Source organism: Dyella sp. C9 (assembly GCF_003332825.1).
GTDB lineage: Bacteria > Pseudomonadota > Gammaproteobacteria > Xanthomonadales > Rhodanobacteraceae > Dyella.
Genome location: NZ_QIRF01000019.1, coordinates 1 through 16,737, shown reverse-complemented (window position 1 = coordinate 16,737; position 16,737 = coordinate 1). Strand labels below are relative to the sequence as shown.

Genomic DNA, 16,737 nt, shown 5'->3' with positions numbered 1-16,737 from the left:
CACGGCTGGATGCCGCACACGTCGGTGGCAATTCGCGGGTTGATCACGGTGATTGCCTCGCAACACTGTCGATACCATGCGCCTGGTCGAATGATAGCGGGTGAGCAATGTCTCCCGTACGTCAATTTTCGGCACTTCATGGCGGCAAGCTGGCATGGCCTGCCATGGGGCTGGCCGGCCGGGTGTGCTTCGGCGGGGCGCCGATGCCCTATCATCTGGCCCATGTCACGCAGCGATATGTACGACGCGCCGGGCCTGTTTGCCGAGCCCGACGACCTCAAGCCCCTGGCCGAACGCATGCGGCCGCGCAGCCTCGATGAAATCGTCGGCCAGCAACGGGTGCTGGCCCCCGGCAAGGCGTTGCGCCGCGCGCTGGAGGCGGGAAGGGTGCATTCCATGGTGCTGTGGGGGCCGCCTGGCTGCGGCAAGACCACCCTGGCGCTGCTGGTGGCGCGCTACGCGGACGCCGATTTCCGGGCGATCTCCGCCGTGCTGTCGGGCCTGCCCGAGGTGCGCAAGGCCCTGGCCGAGGCCGAGGCGAACTTCGCGCAGGGGCGGCGCACCGTGCTGTTCGTGGACGAGGTGCACCGCTTCAACAAGGCCCAGCAGGATGCCTTCCTGCCGCACATCGAGCGCGGCGTGATCATCTTCGTGGGCGCCACCACCGAAAACCCCTCGTTCGAGCTCAACTCCGCCTTGCTGTCGCGCTGCCGCGTGCACGTGCTGGAGGCGGTCACCGCCGACGACATCGTGGTGGCGCTGAAGCGGGCCCTCACCGACAGCGAACGCGGGCTGGGCGAGCTGCAGCTGGAAGTCTCCGATGAATCCCTGCGCCTGATCGCACAGGCCGCCGACGGCGACGTGCGTCGTGCGCTGACCCTGCTGGAGATCGCCTCCGAGCTGGCCGAAGACCATCGCATCGACGAGGGCACGCTCACCCAGGTGCTGGCCGATCGCACGCGCCGTTTCGACAAGGGCGGCGAGCAGTTCTACGACCAGATCTCGGCGCTGCACAAATCGGTGCGTTCGTCCGACCCCGATGCCGCCGTGTACTGGCTGTGCCGCATGCTCGACGGCGGCGTCGACCCGCTCTACCTCGCGCGCCGCATGACGCGCATGGCGGTGGAAGACGTGGGCCTGGCCGAGCCTCGCGCCTGGCGCATGGCGCTGGACGCCTGGGACACCTACGAGCGCCTGGGCAGCCCCGAGGGCGAGCTCGGCCTGGCCCAGCTGGCGATCTGGCTGGCCATTGCGCCCAAGAGCAACGCCGCCTACATGGCCTACAACCAGGCCCGCGCGGTGATACGCGAAACCGGCACGCTGGAAGTGCCCATGCACCTGCGCAACGCGCCGACCAAGCTGATGAAGGGCCTGGGTTACGGCAAGGGCTATCAGTACGACCACGATGCCGAGGGCGGCGTCGCGCTCGACCAGCAATGCCTGCCCGATGCGCTCGACGGCACGACCTTCTACGAACCGGTCGAGCGTGGCCTGGAACTGAAGCTGCGCGAAAAACTGCTAAGCCTGCGCGAAAGCCGTCGCCAGGCGCGCGGCAAATGAAGCACTGATCATCACCCCGGGCGAGGGCATGCCATGCAGGTCACCTGGTACTTCGATTTCATCTCGCCGTTTGCCTGGCTGCATTGGCCCAAGGTGAAGGCGCTGGCCGCCGAGCGGCCGGTGACGCTGCGGCCCATCCTGTTCGCCGGCGTGCTGGACCGGCTCGGCCAGAAGGGCCCGGCCGAGATTCCCGGCAAGCGCGAATTCACCTACCGCCACGTGCTGTGGCGCGCCCGCCAGGCGCAGGTGCCGCTGCGTTTTCCGCCCGCGCATCCGTTCAATCCACTGGCCGCGTTGCGGCTGTGCATTGCGGCGGGGAGCACGGTGGCGGCCACCGATGCGATCTTCGACTGGATCTGGGGGCAGGGGCAGGCCGGCGACAGCATCGAAGCGCTGGCGCCGGTGGCGCAGTGCCTGGGTGTTGCCGACCCGGTGGCCGCCACGGCCGATCCCGCGGTCAAGGCGCAGCTGCGCGACAACTTCGAGGCCGCCGTGGCGGAAGGCGTGTTCGGCGTGCCCACGCTGTCGCTGGACGGTCGCCTGTTCTGGGGCGAGGACGCCCACGCGTTCGCGCTGGCCTGCCTGCACGATCCATCGCTGTGGGACGAGCCGGAGATGCGCCGCGTGGCCGGCCTGCCCGTGGGCGTGGCGCGCAAAGCCTGAGCCTGTCTCTGCATCGTTTGGCCGACTTGCGACCCCGTCAGGCGACGGCATAGATTCGGGCGGCCGACAGCCACGAGAGGGAACGCAGCCATGCGGGTACTCGTCGCAGCCTTGATGGGCGGTATCGTGATGTTCCTGTGGGGCGCCGTGGCGCACATGGCGCTGGGCCTGGGCGAGGCCGGCATTCGCCAGCCGGTGAACGAGGACGTGGTGCTGAGCGCGCTCGGCCCCGGCCTGGGCGATCGCCCAGGCGTGTACATCCTGCCTTCGCTTTCCCCCGAGAAAATGCGCGACAAGGCCGCGGTGCAGGCCTATTCGGCCAAGGCCAAGGCTTCGCCGTATGCCTGGGTGGTCTACCTGCCGCAGGGCGAGGACCTCAGCGACATGAGCGGGCAGCTGCCCCGCCAATGGGCCTCGGACACCTTGTCCGCGCTGGCGTTGGCCTTCGTGATGGGACTGGCGGCCTTTAGCTTCATGACCCGGCTGAGCATCGCACTGGCCGCGGCGCTGTTCGCCTGGCTGAGCAACCTGGTGCCGTTCTGGAACTGGTACCGCTTCCCGACCAGCTTCACCGAGGCCGCGCTGATCGAGCAGGTCATCGGCTGGCTGTTGGCCGGCGCGGTGATGGCCTGGTGGCTGGACCGCAAAAAGCGCTCCGCGTTCTGAGCCCCTGGCTTCCTCTCCGCTCCGGGGAGAGGATTGAGGCGAGGGGCGGGTGCTCGCGAACTGGGCGAAAACAGCCCCAGTCCCCACCCAAACCCCCGACATTGCGGCCGTCGCAGCCGCCCAGCGATAATCCCCGGCTCTGAGTCAAATCCTGGATCGATCATGCTGGACCCCGCACTGCTGCGCTCGCGCCTGGCCGAAACGGCTGCCCGCCTCAAGGAAACCCGCGGCTACGAACTCGACGTGCCCTCCATCGAGGCGCTGGAGTCGCAGCGCAAGCAGCTGGCCACCGAGACCCAGGAGCTGCAGAACCTGCGCAACACGCGGTCCAAGGCGATTGGCCAGGCCAAGGCCAAGGGCGAAGACGTCGCCCCGCTGATGGCCGAGGTCGCCGGCATCGGCGACAAGCTCAAGGCCAACGAGGCCGCCCTTGCCGAGGTGCAGGCCAAGCTGGCCGACATCGCGCTGGGCATTCCCAACATTCCCCATGAGTCCGTGCCGCTGGGCAAGGACGAAACCGAGAACGCCGAACAATTGCGCTGGGGCACCCCGCGCACGTTCGACTTCGAAGTGAAGGACCACGTCGACCTTGGCGCCCGCCACGGCTGGCTCGATGCCGACGCCGGCGCCAGGCTCTCCGGCGCGCGCTTCACCGTGCTGCGCGGCCAGCTGGCCCAGCTGCATCGCGCGCTCGCGCAGTTCATGCTCAACCTGCAGGCCGGCGAGCATGGCTACCTGGAATGCAACGTGCCGCTGATCGTCAACGGCGAGACCATGCAGGGCACCGGCCAGCTGCCGAAGTTCGAGGAAGACCTGTTCTCCACCCAGGTGGGTGACAGCAAGCGCTACCTCATTCCCACCGCCGAAGTGGCGCTGACCAACCTGGTCGCCGACAGCATCGTCGAAGCCGACGCACTGCCCATGCGCCTCACCGCGCACAGCATGTGCTTCCGCGCCGAGGCCGGCAGCTATGGCCGCGACACCCGCGGCATGATCCGCCAGCACCAGTTCGAAAAGGTCGAGATGGTGCAGATCGCCACGCCCGAGCAGTCGCACGCGCAGCTCGAGGAAATGGTCGGCCACGCCGAAAAGGTGCTGCAACTGCTGGGTCTGCCGTACCGCAAGGTGCTGCTATGCACCGGCGACATGGGCTTCGCCGCCATCAAGACCTACGACCTGGAAGTGTGGCTGCCCAGCCAGAACACCTACCGCGAGATCTCCTCGTGCTCCAACTGCGGCGACTTCCAGGCCCGCCGCATGCAGGCCCGCTGGCGCAACCCCGCCACTGGCAAGCCGGAGCTGGTGCACACCCTCAACGGCTCCGGCCTCGCCGTGGGCCGCACCCTGGTGGCGGTAATGGAGAACTTCCAGAACGCCGACGGCTCCATCACCGTACCCGACGTGCTGCGCCCCTACCTGCGCGGCCTCGAACAGATCGCCTGAGCCCATCGCCATGAGCAGCCAGCGTTGGGACAAGGTTGAATTCACCGCCAGCTACACGCTGCTGACCATCCTGGCCACCGAACTGCTGACCCGCCTCGGGCTGGTCAGCATGTTCGAGATACCCACGGTGGACCTGGTGCTGAGCATCATCGCCACCGTGCTGGTGATCGGCGCCTTCTGGTTCGCCCGCCGCAGCCGCAAGCTGCGCTTCGCCGTCATCGGCTTCGCCGCCGCCACCCAACTGGTACCGATGGTAATCCGCCAACCGGTACTGCTGCTCCCACTGGTGGGCGCCGCCATCCCGGTGGGGATCATGCTGTGGGCGATGATCGCGCTGTCGAAAAAGGGGCAGGGCAGAGCGCATTCCTGATAGGATGCGCCTCTGCGAGACGGGCAGGGCTCCGCACAGCCTTATTGGCTCGTCATTCCAGCGAAAGCTGGAATCCAGCGTCTTTCAAGCCACGGATCGCCAAAACTTCGGAGAGATGGCCGAGTGGTTTAAGGCAGCAGTCTTGACGCGAAGGCAGGAAGCCGAAGCGAACATCGACGAAGTCGATGGCCCCGAAGGGGTGGAGGGCAGGATGCCCGGAATCAAACTGCCGTAGCGGCGCGCAAAGCGCGCCTGCCGCGGAGACAAATCGGAGAGATGGCCGAGTGGTTTAAGGCAGCAGTCTTGAAAACTGCCGTAGGTGTAAGCCTACCGTGGGTTCGAATCCCACTCTCTCCGCCAAAACGGCAAAGAAGCCCTAGAAATAGGGCTTTTTTGTTGTCTGAGAAAAGGCACGTCACTCCACATATCGCTCCACAAGTGAGCCGATATGCGTATTCCCAACTATCTCAGGTTGGCACCCTCAGGCATCTGGCATTTTCGCCAAAGATTGCCCTCTAACCAGGCCCGTCTCACGGGCAAGACTGAACTCACCAAAAGCCTTGGTACCCGTGACCTTCTGACGGCGCAGAAACGTGCGCTGGCCCTTGTTCAGGGGTATGCTCAAAGCCAGCAAGGTGATGGGGAGTGGCTGCGTCTTATGACGCGTCCGCGACACGTCAACGGGCATCCACAGGTCAGGGGGCTGAGTGTGGTGGCTAAGGATAGCGTCCCAACTATTACTCAAATCCTCAAGGCCAAGCGCCTAGAGGATTACAAGCTCATCCGGCGACCGGATGGCACCGTTGAGCTTGAGGTCAGTGGCGAGGATGACCATGCCCTTGCCATGGATGCGCTTGAGCGCATCGGTCCACTAGACCAGGAGCCCTACTATCAGGAACTCATGCGAGCCGCTCGGGCCGCTGAGTCTCAACGGTCTCTAGCATCCGACCCTGCATCGAAGATTCCCGCCGTACCGATTGGAAAATTGGTCACTCAGTGGCTGACTGAGATCAAACCCTCGACCAAAACCAAGACTTTTAAAATAAAAACGACGGCGGTCGAAGGTTTCGCCAAACACTATGGCGAAAAAAATCCCCTGAAGGATGCTGGTCGCATCGATGTGGGTGCCTGGGTCATGACACTTCGGGCAAGCAAGCTTGAGACGCCCACCATCGTGAACAAGCTGTCTTACCTACGTGGCTTCTTTGATTGGGCCAAAGCCCGTGGGTACTTCGAACCGTTCGCCAAGGATGGGAACCCCGCAGCAGGCCAAGTTATCTACGGCATGCGGGAAAAGAGGCAACGCCGCGTATTGGGTTTTAAGCCTTTTTCCAAGGAACAGGTCCAGGCCTTGTATGACACCAAGGCGATGGAGCAGGGTCTGAGTGAGTCTGCCCGTTGGGGTGCATGGGTGGGTTTGTATACCGGTGCCCGTGTTGCAGAGGTCGGACAACTGACCTTGGCTGATTTTGTGGAAGTCGAAGGCATTCCATGCATCCGCATCTGTGATGAATCGGAAGGTCAGTCCGTCAAATCGGACATCAGCATCCGAACGGTTCCCATCCATCCAAAGCTCATCAAACTCGGCCTTCTTAAGCGTGTCGAGTCACTGCGGAAAGCAGGGGAAACGCGTCTGTTTCCCAGCGTGAAAACAGATGGGGTCAACGGGATGGGGAACTGGTTGAGCAAGGCTTTCAGTCGTCATGTCTTGGCGACCGTTGGTAAGCCGGAGAAAGGCAAGTTCGGTTTCCACAGTCTCAGGAAGTCTTTCATTCAGGGGCTTCAGTCCCTGGGGGTGGCTTCAGAGGTTCGCGCTGCGTATGTGGGGCATGAGTTGGACGATGAACATCACGCTGCTTACAGCAGGGCTCCAACCATGAAAGAGCTGTTGGATGCGGTGAAGAAGTTGGATTGGGGATCCGTATGACTGGCAAGGAACACCCACTCTATCGCAATGCACTTAATGCGATTCAAGTCGGAGTTGAAGATTTTAAGGCTGATTCTCCAGCCCGTATCGCCTCCGCTGTTCGCAATTTGACTTCGGGAATCTTGCTTCTCTGCAAAGAAAAACTGCGTCGTCTATCTCCAGATGATGAGATTCTTATCTGGAAGAACATCAAGCCTGTTTTGAAGGCGGATGGCAGTGTTCATTTTGAAAAGGCTGGTCGAACGACGGTCGATGTTCGAGATATTTTGGAGCGCTTCAACAATTGTGGGGTGGAGTGCGATTCAAAACTTCTCCAGCGCGTAGCGGATGTTCGAAACGCTGTGGAGCACCACTATGTAGAAGACCAGGCTCAGATTCGTGGCGCCTTCGTAGATGGACTGCGTTTCCTTTCCCAGTTCATGCCAGAGCACTTGGGGATCAATCCGCGAGACGCGTTGGGGGCCGAAGTCTGGGAGACTCTTGTTGGTCTGAAGGAAATCGAGGACGCATTGCGGGCTGAGTGTCGTCTCACCTATCAAGACATGGATTGGCCACCTTTGTTAAAAGAGGCCATCGAAAACGTAGGTTGCCCTGAGTGCCGTTCGCCCCTTGTTAGGCAGGTAGAGACTGAAAACACGGACGCTTTTATGGCGACATGGGAGTGTGCTGCCTGTGGTCATCAAGAGGATGCGCAGGATTGGGTGGGAAAGGTCATTCCGGAGCACTATGCGGCTGAAAGCTTCATTGCAGCCAAGGATGGTGATGGGCAACCCATAGATGCTTGTCCAGAGTGTGGTGAGGATGCCTTCGTTCATGAAATATCCCAGTGCCTGGCGTGTGGATTTGAGTTCGAGGGTGCTGGGGAATGCGCCATTTGTGGGGAGCCTCTTGGTCTAGAGGACTACGAAGAGACCCTCTGTTCCTATCATCGATATGTGGTGGAAAAGGAGCGCGACCGATAGAGCGGTGATTGGTTTCACCGGGGGATGTTTTTCGCTGTTCTTGCTCGAGGACTTCTGGAAGATGAGTAGCACCTGGGATGAAGTCACCGCTATATGTACGGGCGTGGCAGCAATTGCTACCGCCGTGATGGCTGGTTTCACTTGGAAAGCCATTAAGGATAGTCAAAAACAACACTTTGACTTGCACCAGCAAGGTACCGATGCTCAAGTACTAAGCGAGAAGCATCATCAGAATTCGTTCCGTCCCATAGTGGTCGTCTCTCCATATGATGGAGTAGATCCGGTGGACCGTTCTGGCATTCTAAGTTTCGATGGCACAGCTCGAACCGGAAACACCCGCCTGATCTTCATCTACGGACTCCTAAAGAATGTTGGCGTGGGTCCGGCACTAGTTGTTCGCCTTCACCTTCGGGCAATGGAAACCAAGGACTACGGGAGTACCCACGAACTCTCGCCCCTTCAACTTGGAGAGGCGAGGGGTGGTGTTGATGCACCTCTCAAGCTAGTTCTACAGGTCAATGACGCGTTCAATGAAACCGACTTTGCACTTGCAAGCGGGACACTTTGGGAGCTTGTCGTTGAGTATGAGGATGTGTTCGGAAATAGGTTTAGAACGACTCACGCTAAGAACTCTCAACGTCCGTGGACCTTGGTTGAAAAGGTGTAAGGGCTTGCAAGGATGAAGCATGGAAAAGTGCTACATGTGCGACAGGCAGGCCACCTCAAGAGAGCATGTGCCGCCCAAATGTTTGTTCCCTGAGGGCAAGGACATGGATGGAGAGAATCATCGAAGTAACCTGATTACGGTTCCTTCATGCGACCTCCACAATACGGCGAAGTCCAGGGATGATGAATTTTTGATGGTGAGCCTTGCTGGAATTATCGGTAACAACTCCATCGGTTACCGTCATAAATTTGGAAAGGTCAATAAAGCAATCAGGCGCAGTGCAAACAAGCTTCTTTTAGCAACGTTCAAAGGCAAGCAGCGCTTCTATGTGGTCGAAGTTGGTCCGAACAAGTTCGTAGATGTCATCTGGGGAACGCCTGATTCGGAAAGATTGAAAGTCTGCTTCGAGCACATTGTTCACGGCCTTCATTTCCACCACTTTGGCCACACGTTCAAAGGTCGCATCAAGCTGCATTTTGCGTATCTTTGGAGTGATAACAAGAACGCGACAAGCTTCCGCGATCTTATAAAAGCAAAGCTGGACGTTGAGCTTGCCGGGAGAGATAAATTTGGTGAGAACCAAGGTGTCTTCTACTACCAAATCACAGACAGAGACCAGTTTGACCTCTACATGTTCAGACTATGCTTCTACGGTGGAATTAACGTGCATGCCGCCATGATTCCGGAGCATGCTGACGTACAAAAGGACCTGGCTTGGATGCTGGTTGAAGGTGGCATCAAGACCATCTTTAACGTCGGTGATAAAAAATTTGAGTTCAACTGATTTTCGTATACGGACAAGGGTGGCTAGATGAGTGATGAAGGGAAGTTGACGGTTGAGATTGAGCGCCTACGTTTCGGTGGCGAAGTGATGGCGGACCACCCCGTAACCATCCTTCCCGCGAATATGAAAGCATCGCCATCAAAGTACGAGTACAGCTCAACTTCGATGTCCTTCTATAAGTATGCAAGAGGGCACCTTGCGCTTGACTACCTCACGAAGCCGGAAAGGTTGTACACACAGCAGTCAGTGGATGTGTTTCTACCGGCTTTCCTGTTTGGTGTTGGTCAGGTTGTCGAAAATCCAGATTTGGTGAAGATGCTCTTGGAAGTCATCGTCAACTTTGCCAAGGAGACCTTTGTTGGTGACAAGGCGCCGACAGTCAAGGCGACTTTCTTATCAAGGGAAACCGAGGAAGAGAAGTACGTTAGTGTGACCTATGAGGGTCCCTTGGAAGGTCTTGCGAGTGTCGCTCCTGCTTTCCTTAAGGCCATCAAGCATGAGGACTGATTGGTTTGGTGAGGATGTGTGCTCTTCGCAAGACATCATTGATAGCTACAACAGCTTCATAGATTCGGCAAATTCACTGAACCTTCTTGTTCGCTCGTCTCGTTTGCAGCAGGAGAAGGTTCTAGAAATTGACGAGTACATCGGCTACATCAAAGGTTTTAAACATCAAGTTGCTTCGCGCGGTGATGAGCGCTTTGCGAATCTTCTCTTCCACTTCCAGTGCATGCTTCGATGTGTGCAGTCTTCTATCAGGATGTGGATGCATCTTAAAGAAGATAACCATCAGAAAGCTTGGTGCTGCCTAGTTGATGCCCAAGAATACAAAGATGTTGCGTTGAAGATTGAGGATCACGTTGGGGTGCGGCGTGTTGAGGAGTTCTTAGAGAAGGTCCGGGACACAGTCTTCCCTCCATGGACGCATTACAACAGCGCAGCATTCACCTCCACGATTGGGCGGTGTTCCATCTGCGGCAAGCCGTTTGGTGATTGTGATCATGTCGAAGGCATGGTGTACCTGGGGAGGCTTTGCCGAAGGGTCGGCATACAGCTACTTGAGGCCAATCACTGCGCGATTGTGAGTAATCCGCGAGACAGGCGGTGCATCTTTGCTGAGATATCCAGGGATGATGGGCGAATGATGAACGTGTTCACCTTAGAGGACACGGGGGATGTTCGCGAAAAGGAAGAAGGGGTGGCGGGTCACGTAAATGGGGTGATTCTTACCACTGTCAGTCTGGACTTCGATTGAATAAATTTTCCTTCATTTTTGCATGAGGCGATTATGATCGAATTAAAACTTGTACAGAATCTTGTAATTTGGTTGGGCTCAATTATTGTCATTTCTAGTATTACTCTTTACGTCTTAGATAATCCAAAAAAGGCGGGAAGGAAAACCTGGAGTCCACACGATATATGGGTCCTTCTTATACTTGAGATGGTATCTTTTGGTTCGGTTGCGGTAGTGGTGTCATTATTAAAGAAGCCAGAAGAGCTGGCGGACTATTTAGCCTTCTCGGCTCCCTGCGTTGCCGCAATCATCGTTGGCATCGGCTTGGTGAAGCGTGCAACGAAGTTGACTGATAAATCATTGAAGAAATGTTGCTGTTGCCAGGACGAAAGTTCAGAAGTGATGGGGGATTTTAAGTCGTACCTGTGGTCATCTGGCGTACTATTTGGGGCTCTCATTGCTTATCTGGCAGCCAAGTTCGACCCAAAGGTTTTCGGATGGTCTATTTGCTTGTTTTCTGCCTGTTGCCTATTCGCCTATGTTGCTTCATTTAATAAGTCTGATGATACAAGGTGGAGATATAGGGGTAATACTCCGCAGGTGCTTATCGGTTGTCTTTCTCTGATGTTGTTAATTATTATCCTTATGTGGGTGGCCGGTAACGGATAGGTTATAGGGATTTCCAGATGGCTATTGCTGCCGCGAGTAATAAGAGACTCGCTCCGAATACCTGAAAGAAGTAAGTGTATTTTGCTATTTGATCGTTGTTCGTTGTCTTATTCATCTTAATCTCAAAGGGATGTCTCTTCTACATCCTTTCTTGATTTTATCTTTTATCAAGAGCCTGGTTTTACATCCAAGCGAGAGCGCGTCTATGTGTTGTTCCAACACTCCGCTCAAGGCCAAGTCAGAATCCAGAGCCTTATCAAGCCAACCCTCTTCAAGGTTGGCTTTTTTATTGCCTGTCATGCCTTGACAGCTCTCGATAATCTGCTTGGATGTAATGCAGGTCACGGATTGACCTGATCAGAGACACTAAGACGCTGTCACGGAGGACACCTATGGATATTCACGCCCACGCAAGACCCCATCTTGAAGTTCACTCACGCTCGAAAGGTCACTCTGCTGTAGCCGGTGCGGCTTACCGGCTTGGTCTGCGCTTATATGATGAACGGCAGAAGTGTTGGCACGATTTTCAGAAGCGGGCTTTGGGCGAAGAAATCGTTCGCGCACTGACCGTTGCTCCGACAGGTTCACCTTCGTGGTGTACAGACCCTCAGGAGCTTTGGAGTCGCGTTGAGCGGGCTGAGCGACGTTGTGACTCGCAGGTTGCCAGGGATTACAGAATCCCCCTCCCGCTGGGGCTATCAGACCAGGATGCAGGGGGTCTGGCTGAGGAAATGGCCCGCTTCATCTGTGATGAATTGAACACGCCTGTTTCCTTGGGGCTCCATCGCGATGCTGATCGTGATGCGCTGGGCAACCTCAAGCCCATCGAGCGGCAGGGATTCCACGCACATCTTTATTTTCCGACGCGCCCTCTACTGGATGTTGCAGAAGGAGATGATGGAAAGGGCGCGGCAAGTATGGGTTTCGGTCCCAAGCTTCATGAGTTTTCAAAACAGCACTTGGGGTCGGCCTTCATCGAACTGCTCAACTGCCGGTGGAGTGAACTTGCCAATGATTACGCGAGGAAGGCTGGCTCGGATGCCAAGTATGAGTACAAGAGCTACAAGCGCCTTGGGGTAACCATCACCCCACAGCCAACCCTTGGGCAGGGCGCCACTGCCCTGGAACGTCGTGGCGTGTACACGAGCAAGGGTGACAACCTTCGTGAGGCATTGGTGATGGCGCGGGTCTACGAGAAGGCACATGCAGGGTCTCTGGATGCTCAACATGTCCAGGCCCTTCGGGATGTGAGGCGTGAAGGTGGGAAGGGCTCACAACGCCAAACAGAGGCGCTACCGAAGTTCGCCACTTCCCATTTTAAAAGTCGGAAATCTCCTGCTGTTACGCAACCCTTCATAACGCGCCAAGGGTCTTTGGCATATCGGCTTCGAGCATCGGCACCCTCCCCCAAGAACAAAGAAGAAGCGGATGAACTCGAACGTTCGCTGGTGCTTGTCGAAGCGCTGGATAAGGCCTTTGCTGTCTACCACGAACTCATGCAGCAACTGGATGAAGTATTAAAATCCATCGAAGTTGCACGTGCGGAAAAGCTCAGCGCTGAGTACCAGGCTGACCAAAGTCATCAACATCGAAGCAAAGCTCAGGTTCGGCTGAGTCGATGGGAGGAAGACCACCGTTGGCGAGTGCGAATGTTTGCCAGCATGGGTGGTTCACCCTTGCCGGAGCATGGGCGTCTTCGAGACGAAGTTCGTCGGCATGATGAACACGTTCAGTCCTTGAAGAGGTCCATCGCCCAACATGCATCTGAGGTGGTCACACTGGAGCTGGAAGCCAGTGCTTTAAAGACCAGGCAAGCTGATGTGGTGGCAACGATCAGGAATGCGGTCGTCAAGCTACATGGCCAGTCCGTTTTGTTTCCAGAAATAATAAAAGCCCTACCTGACTCCGGTAGGGCTTTGGTGAAAGAGCAGCTTCCGACAATGTTTGAAGCTTCGGAACCGATTGATGAGGTTCAGTCGCTTGGGTTGACTTCATCACCGACGAAGAAGGATGGCATGCATCCCTAGCATCGATGGGTAGCCTAGTTGCTCACCATGCGCTCCATTTTCCATCGGGGTTTCGTTGCAAGCGGATAGGATTGCGGTTTGGGTCATCCTTACCGTTCAACTGGATGTAGCACATGAAGTAGACGCCCTTGTCGATAGGGGGATTGGGGTCACGCTTGCATCCATCAACCATGGCTTGAGGTGGGAGAGGAAGCGTGTCTTGCCCAATCTTCTTCCACAATGCAGTCCTCTCCTTCCAAGCATTCAGAACATCATCGTCAGTCGGACCAGATGGGCCACATCCGGTCAACAGCAATGCGATGGGCAACATCATTGACAGCGCATAAAAAGCTTTCATCATGTCTTCCCTGATGGTTTAAATGCTGAGCTTTCGGCTGAGGGCCTGCATCAGGCCATTTGCGGTCACTTCGTCCATGCCACCGGCCACCACGTGGCGTTTGCCTTGTGCGTGGATTTCCAGCGTATAAGAATGGTCTGCAAACCAGTTTGCCCACTTGGCTCGTGCCCGTTCGCCCCAACTTTGGACAGCCGCACCTGGGCTTACACCGGCAACCTGCACAAGGATTTTGTTAGCAATCGACTGCTGAATCCGAAGACGGTCGATGTTGCCAACCTGCACCATGGTCAGTGCAAAGTCTTTGGCTGGGTCGGGATAGTTGATGGTGTGGGTTGACGCATAGCTGCGTCTATCGATAGCACATTCTCGACGGTCTGCATTCCTGTGCAACACGGCCAAGGCAAAACCGATACCGGCAATCGGTGACAGCAGCAAAAGAAAGGGGCTGCCGTTGAATCCAACCATCACCCCGGTGACCACTCCAACGATGGCGGCCATCATCAAGCCAAGGAAAATGGCCGCAGGGATGGTGAAGCTCCGACGTTGGGCGGCATGTACGTCGAATCGGATTTGGCCGTCCGATTCCTCTTGGGCCGTATACGAGCTGCTCTGGTAGACCTTGCGTTCCTTCTTGTTAATTTGGATGAGTCTGGAGATGCCCCATCCAACCAGAACCAGTCCAAGCAAGGCCAGATGCGCGTGTTGGGCCAAGCTCAGTCCCACCCCAACCACCACTCCCAAAATAACGGCGCTGACCGCAACCCCTTGCTGGTTCATATGTACCCCTGGTTCCCATGGCGAAACCAATCTAACCTGTTTTTGGGATACGTGCATGAAACTCAGGTAAATGAAATAGGGATAAAGACTTGGCTGGCCTTCTCGGAACCAGCTTCGATGAAACCCACATCCGTCTACCGTCCTGAACACGTCATCCTCATCACGTTGCTCAAGGAATACCGTCTCAAGGCAGGGCTCACCCAAGCGGCGGTCTCAGAACATCTGGGCATCAGCCAGACGGGGGTGTCGGACATGGAGATAGGGAGCAGGGGGGTTGATCATCTCGTCCTCCGTGACCTCTGCAAGCTCTACGGGGTCTCAATGGCACAGCTAGAGGCAGAGTTGGAAAAGCGAACTCTGGATGGGCGAATCGAACCAGCTCCCCGTATTGAGCGGAAGGACAAGAAGAGGTTGTGATCATGGACAGACGGCTGTTGGGTAAGCGTCATTGCTAACCAGCGTCAGTACCCAAGATTGGGGAAAACGTAGCAAATTTGACGGGGAGGTTCGAATGCCAAAAAGAATTAACTTAAGTGGGTCTCTGGATCTGGGTGCTCCCAAAACTCGATTGGGTTACCTCGATATAGCGAAGGTGCGTTCGCATTACGAAGAGCGAGTCAGCACTGGCAAACAGCTACGCGCGTACCTTAATGAAGGCAACCGGCGGGCCTATGTCAAGCTTGCGCTTGGCATCGATGGCGCGCGTGCAAATTACAGTGCAGACGAACATGAGCTTGGATACAAAATTCTTCACTCTGCATCCGATGAGGCCATATTTGATTTGGCAGTTAGCCTCAAGCAAAGCAAAAATTCGCAGTCCATGGTGAAGCACATTTATGACGCGAACATCAGCAACCTTAAGATAAGTGTCGGTTCTGAGATGGCGATGATGCTTGCGCCAACCAAATTTTGGGTGGCCAATACACGAAGTGTTTGGGCCTATCTCCTGTTGAAGCATGACTTCAAATACAGGGATGCCAATGAAGAGCTTGCCAGCTATCGGCAGGGCGATGCGTCATCCGAGATGAACTACCAGCTATGGAAGTCCATCTATCCGAAGATGGAAGAAAAGCTCATCGAGCTGGGAGATCTCGGCGATAAAGAGGCTGAAAGTAAGGGTGTAAAGCCTGGAAAGAGCAGATACATCTGGGCCGATGCGATTGCAAATGAGCTCTACGAGCGCAGGGCAAAAGTGTGATCTAACCCTTGCTGAGGCTGGGCTTCTGGCTGAATTGCCTGGGTTGATGTAGCACGTCGAAAGGGCTACTGACCGGCTGGGGGAGTCAGGGCTTGCGTTTGCTCTTGAGGGGGCATGTTCTTTTTCCTTGGCCGTCCTCTCTTTTTAGGTTCGGGAGGAGAGGTCAGGATGTCTCGACTTGCATACTTCAACTCGTCTGCAAAATATCCTTCAAACTGAGCGGCATCGAAGGTCGGATAGTCAAAGGTTGGAAGCTGGATGGCATCCATGGCTTTCTTGCAGGCAACAATGTCCGCTGACTTGATGTAATGAACCCATGCGACGTCTCGACCCCGACCTAGCCCTGCCAACGCCAGGAGCGATGAGTACGGGACGTGCACGCTCAACTCTGCATAGGTAATGAAGTGGTTCCTGAAAGAATGGAATTTCTTCCTGACGTCATCGATGCCACACCAGCTCTTCAAGTGTGTGGTGTTAAACCACGAGGATATGTAGCTACCTGGGCGACTTCGTCTTCCCTGTAGGTCAGGAAAGAGGTGCTTGAAGCCAAGCTCTTTCACGTGCTTCACCAGCTCTAGAAATCCAATCTCGATGAGTTTTGCATGGATGGGAACCAGGCGTTTTGCGTTGCGTGTTTTGAGCTTTTTCCTGTGACAGGCATTGAGCGATATGCATGGGGTAGTGATGGGGGCGCCACGTTCATCTACTCCGATGGGGACGTCATGGATATCTTCGACACGAAGTTGCGCTATCTCATTGATCCGCGCTCCGGTGTAGTACCCCAGCGGAATGGCGAAAAACTTCCATGCCTTGTTAAATGATTTGACGAATTCCTCTGTGCCAATTTTCTTGAGATCTTCGCCATCGAACGGAGTTCGAGCCTGTTCTTCGTCTCTCGTATAGTCGCTGCCTTTAACGCAGCACGTGACATCGCGCTTCATCTCAAACGCTTCCATGCACCAGTGGAAGAACGAGCGCATGGCCTTGACGTGTTTAAATTGCGTCGATGTTTTGATGGGTTTTAAATTCTTTGACTGGGCTATCTTGACGATGTCCAGGTAACTCTTGCCAACAAGGTCGGGATTTTTCTTGGCGTTGGGCGGAATGTGCCTGAGTGCATTGGTATAGCGTGAAATATCCTTGTATAGAATTTCAGAGAGAAGTTTGTCTCCGACGATGTCAACGAACGCTTGCGCAAAGAACCGATAAACCCCTTTGCGAGTGATGTCCAAGCTTGTGTAATGATTAGACTGAAAGAATTTTTCCATCGCAGCAGAGAAGAGGTGGTCCTCTTGAATGACTTGCTCTTTGATGGACGACATGAGCTTTGAATTCTCATGCTCGATGGTCGCCTTGATTTCAATCCCCATCCGATTTGTCGACTCCCCGCTAATCAGTGCCACGTAAGACCAGAGGTCTCCGGTTCGTTTTGAAGGCGGAATTCGGCGGGCGT

The 16,737-nt window shown here is 56.1% G+C and carries 18 protein-coding genes and 1 tRNA gene; 16 read left to right on the top strand and 3 right to left on the bottom strand.

Annotated features, from left to right (window positions below):
* Nucleotides 1–222: 222 nt before the first annotated feature.
* The 14 genes from DVU99_RS17200 to DVU99_RS17140 all read left to right on the top strand — a co-directional run bounded on the left by DVU99_RS17200 (nucleotide 223) and on the right by DVU99_RS17140 (nucleotide 12,972).
* Nucleotides 223–1,560, top strand: a complete 1,338-nt coding sequence (locus DVU99_RS17200) for a replication-associated recombination protein A (protein WP_114241463.1) — start codon at nucleotides 223–225, stop codon at nucleotides 1,558–1,560.
* A gap of 33 nt (nucleotides 1,561–1,593) precedes the next feature.
* On the top strand, nucleotides 1,594–2,223 hold the full coding sequence (locus tag DVU99_RS17195; protein WP_114241462.1) for a 2-hydroxychromene-2-carboxylate isomerase: 630 nt from the start codon (nucleotides 1,594–1,596) through the stop codon (nucleotides 2,221–2,223).
* A gap of 90 nt (nucleotides 2,224–2,313) precedes the next feature.
* The gene (locus DVU99_RS17190; RefSeq protein WP_114241461.1) at nucleotides 2,314–2,889 is read left to right on the top strand and encodes a hypothetical protein; all 576 of its coding nucleotides are present in this window, start codon (nucleotides 2,314–2,316) and stop codon (nucleotides 2,887–2,889) included.
* Nucleotides 2,890–3,051: 162 nt separating this feature from the next.
* Nucleotides 3,052–4,332 (top strand): serine--tRNA ligase, encoded by a 1,281-nt coding sequence (gene serS, locus DVU99_RS17185; RefSeq protein ID WP_114241460.1) that lies wholly within the window; start codon nucleotides 3,052–3,054, stop codon nucleotides 4,330–4,332.
* 10 nt (nucleotides 4,333–4,342) lie between these two features.
* Nucleotides 4,343–4,702: an LrgA gene (locus tag DVU99_RS17180; protein WP_114241459.1), complete on the top strand. Its 360-nt coding sequence runs from the start codon at nucleotides 4,343–4,345 to the stop codon at nucleotides 4,700–4,702.
* A 270-nt stretch (nucleotides 4,703–4,972) separates the two neighbouring features.
* Nucleotides 4,973–5,062, top strand: a tRNA-Ser gene (locus tag DVU99_RS17170).
* A gap of 88 nt (nucleotides 5,063–5,150) precedes the next feature.
* Nucleotides 5,151–6,629 carry a DUF6538 domain-containing protein gene (locus tag DVU99_RS17165; RefSeq protein WP_114241457.1) on the top strand — a complete coding sequence of 493 codons (1,479 nt, stop codon included), beginning with the start codon at nucleotides 5,151–5,153 and terminating at the stop codon, nucleotides 6,627–6,629.
* Nucleotides 6,626–7,591 (top strand): hypothetical protein, encoded by a 966-nt coding sequence (locus tag DVU99_RS19835; protein ID WP_157971474.1) that lies wholly within the window; start codon nucleotides 6,626–6,628, stop codon nucleotides 7,589–7,591. Before DVU99_RS17165 ends, DVU99_RS19835 begins: the two co-directional genes overlap by 4 nt.
* A 61-nt stretch (nucleotides 7,592–7,652) precedes the next feature.
* Complete coding sequence (locus DVU99_RS19830) at nucleotides 7,653–8,258, top strand: hypothetical protein (RefSeq protein ID WP_157971473.1); 606 nt, start codon at nucleotides 7,653–7,655, stop codon at nucleotides 8,256–8,258.
* A gap of 19 nt (nucleotides 8,259–8,277) precedes the next feature.
* Complete coding sequence (locus tag DVU99_RS17155) at nucleotides 8,278–9,042, top strand: hypothetical protein (RefSeq protein ID WP_114241455.1); 765 nt, start codon at nucleotides 8,278–8,280, stop codon at nucleotides 9,040–9,042.
* A gap of 27 nt (nucleotides 9,043–9,069) precedes the next feature.
* On the top strand, nucleotides 9,070–9,549 hold the full coding sequence (locus DVU99_RS17150; protein ID WP_114241454.1) for a hypothetical protein: 480 nt from the start codon (nucleotides 9,070–9,072) through the stop codon (nucleotides 9,547–9,549).
* Nucleotides 9,539–10,297, top strand: a complete 759-nt coding sequence (locus DVU99_RS17145; RefSeq protein ID WP_114241453.1) for a hypothetical protein — start codon at nucleotides 9,539–9,541, stop codon at nucleotides 10,295–10,297. The genes DVU99_RS17150 and DVU99_RS17145 overlap by 11 nt, the downstream gene beginning before the upstream one ends.
* Nucleotides 10,298–10,330: 33 nt before the next feature.
* Nucleotides 10,331–10,945 carry a hypothetical protein gene (locus DVU99_RS19825; protein WP_157971472.1) on the top strand — a complete coding sequence of 205 codons (615 nt, stop codon included), beginning with the start codon at nucleotides 10,331–10,333 and terminating at the stop codon, nucleotides 10,943–10,945.
* Nucleotides 10,946–11,337: 392 nt separating this feature from the next.
* Nucleotides 11,338–12,972: a MobA/MobL family protein gene (locus DVU99_RS17140; protein ID WP_114241452.1), complete on the top strand. Its 1,635-nt coding sequence runs from the start codon at nucleotides 11,338–11,340 to the stop codon at nucleotides 12,970–12,972.
* Nucleotides 12,973–12,994: 22 nt separating this feature from the next.
* On the opposite strand, the gene DVU99_RS19820 is transcribed toward DVU99_RS17140, so the two are convergent.
* Together DVU99_RS19820 and DVU99_RS19815 are read right to left on the bottom strand one after the other, a co-directional pair.
* Nucleotides 12,995–13,309 carry a hypothetical protein gene (locus DVU99_RS19820; RefSeq protein ID WP_157971471.1) on the bottom strand — a complete coding sequence of 105 codons (315 nt, stop codon included), beginning with the start codon at nucleotides 13,307–13,309 and terminating at the stop codon, nucleotides 12,995–12,997.
* An 18-nt stretch (nucleotides 13,310–13,327) separates the two neighbouring features.
* Nucleotides 13,328–14,086, bottom strand: a complete 759-nt coding sequence (locus DVU99_RS19815; protein WP_157971470.1) for a hypothetical protein — start codon at nucleotides 14,084–14,086, stop codon at nucleotides 13,328–13,330.
* A gap of 117 nt (nucleotides 14,087–14,203) precedes the next feature.
* Here DVU99_RS19815 and DVU99_RS19810 point away from each other — a divergent pair, with 117 nt between their 5' ends.
* Together DVU99_RS19810 and DVU99_RS17125 are read left to right on the top strand one after the other, a co-directional pair.
* Nucleotides 14,204–14,503, top strand: coding sequence for a helix-turn-helix transcriptional regulator (locus DVU99_RS19810; protein ID WP_157971469.1), 300 nt, complete (start codon nucleotides 14,204–14,206; stop codon nucleotides 14,501–14,503).
* Between the two features lie 94 nt (nucleotides 14,504–14,597).
* Nucleotides 14,598–15,284: a hypothetical protein gene (locus DVU99_RS17125; RefSeq protein ID WP_157971468.1), complete on the top strand. Its 687-nt coding sequence runs from the start codon at nucleotides 14,598–14,600 to the stop codon at nucleotides 15,282–15,284.
* 65 nt (nucleotides 15,285–15,349) lie between these two features.
* Here DVU99_RS17125 and DVU99_RS17120 read toward each other — a convergent pair.
* The coding region (locus DVU99_RS17120; RefSeq protein WP_232823641.1) for a hypothetical protein at nucleotides 15,350–16,737 on the bottom strand (1,388 nt) is incomplete at its 5' end.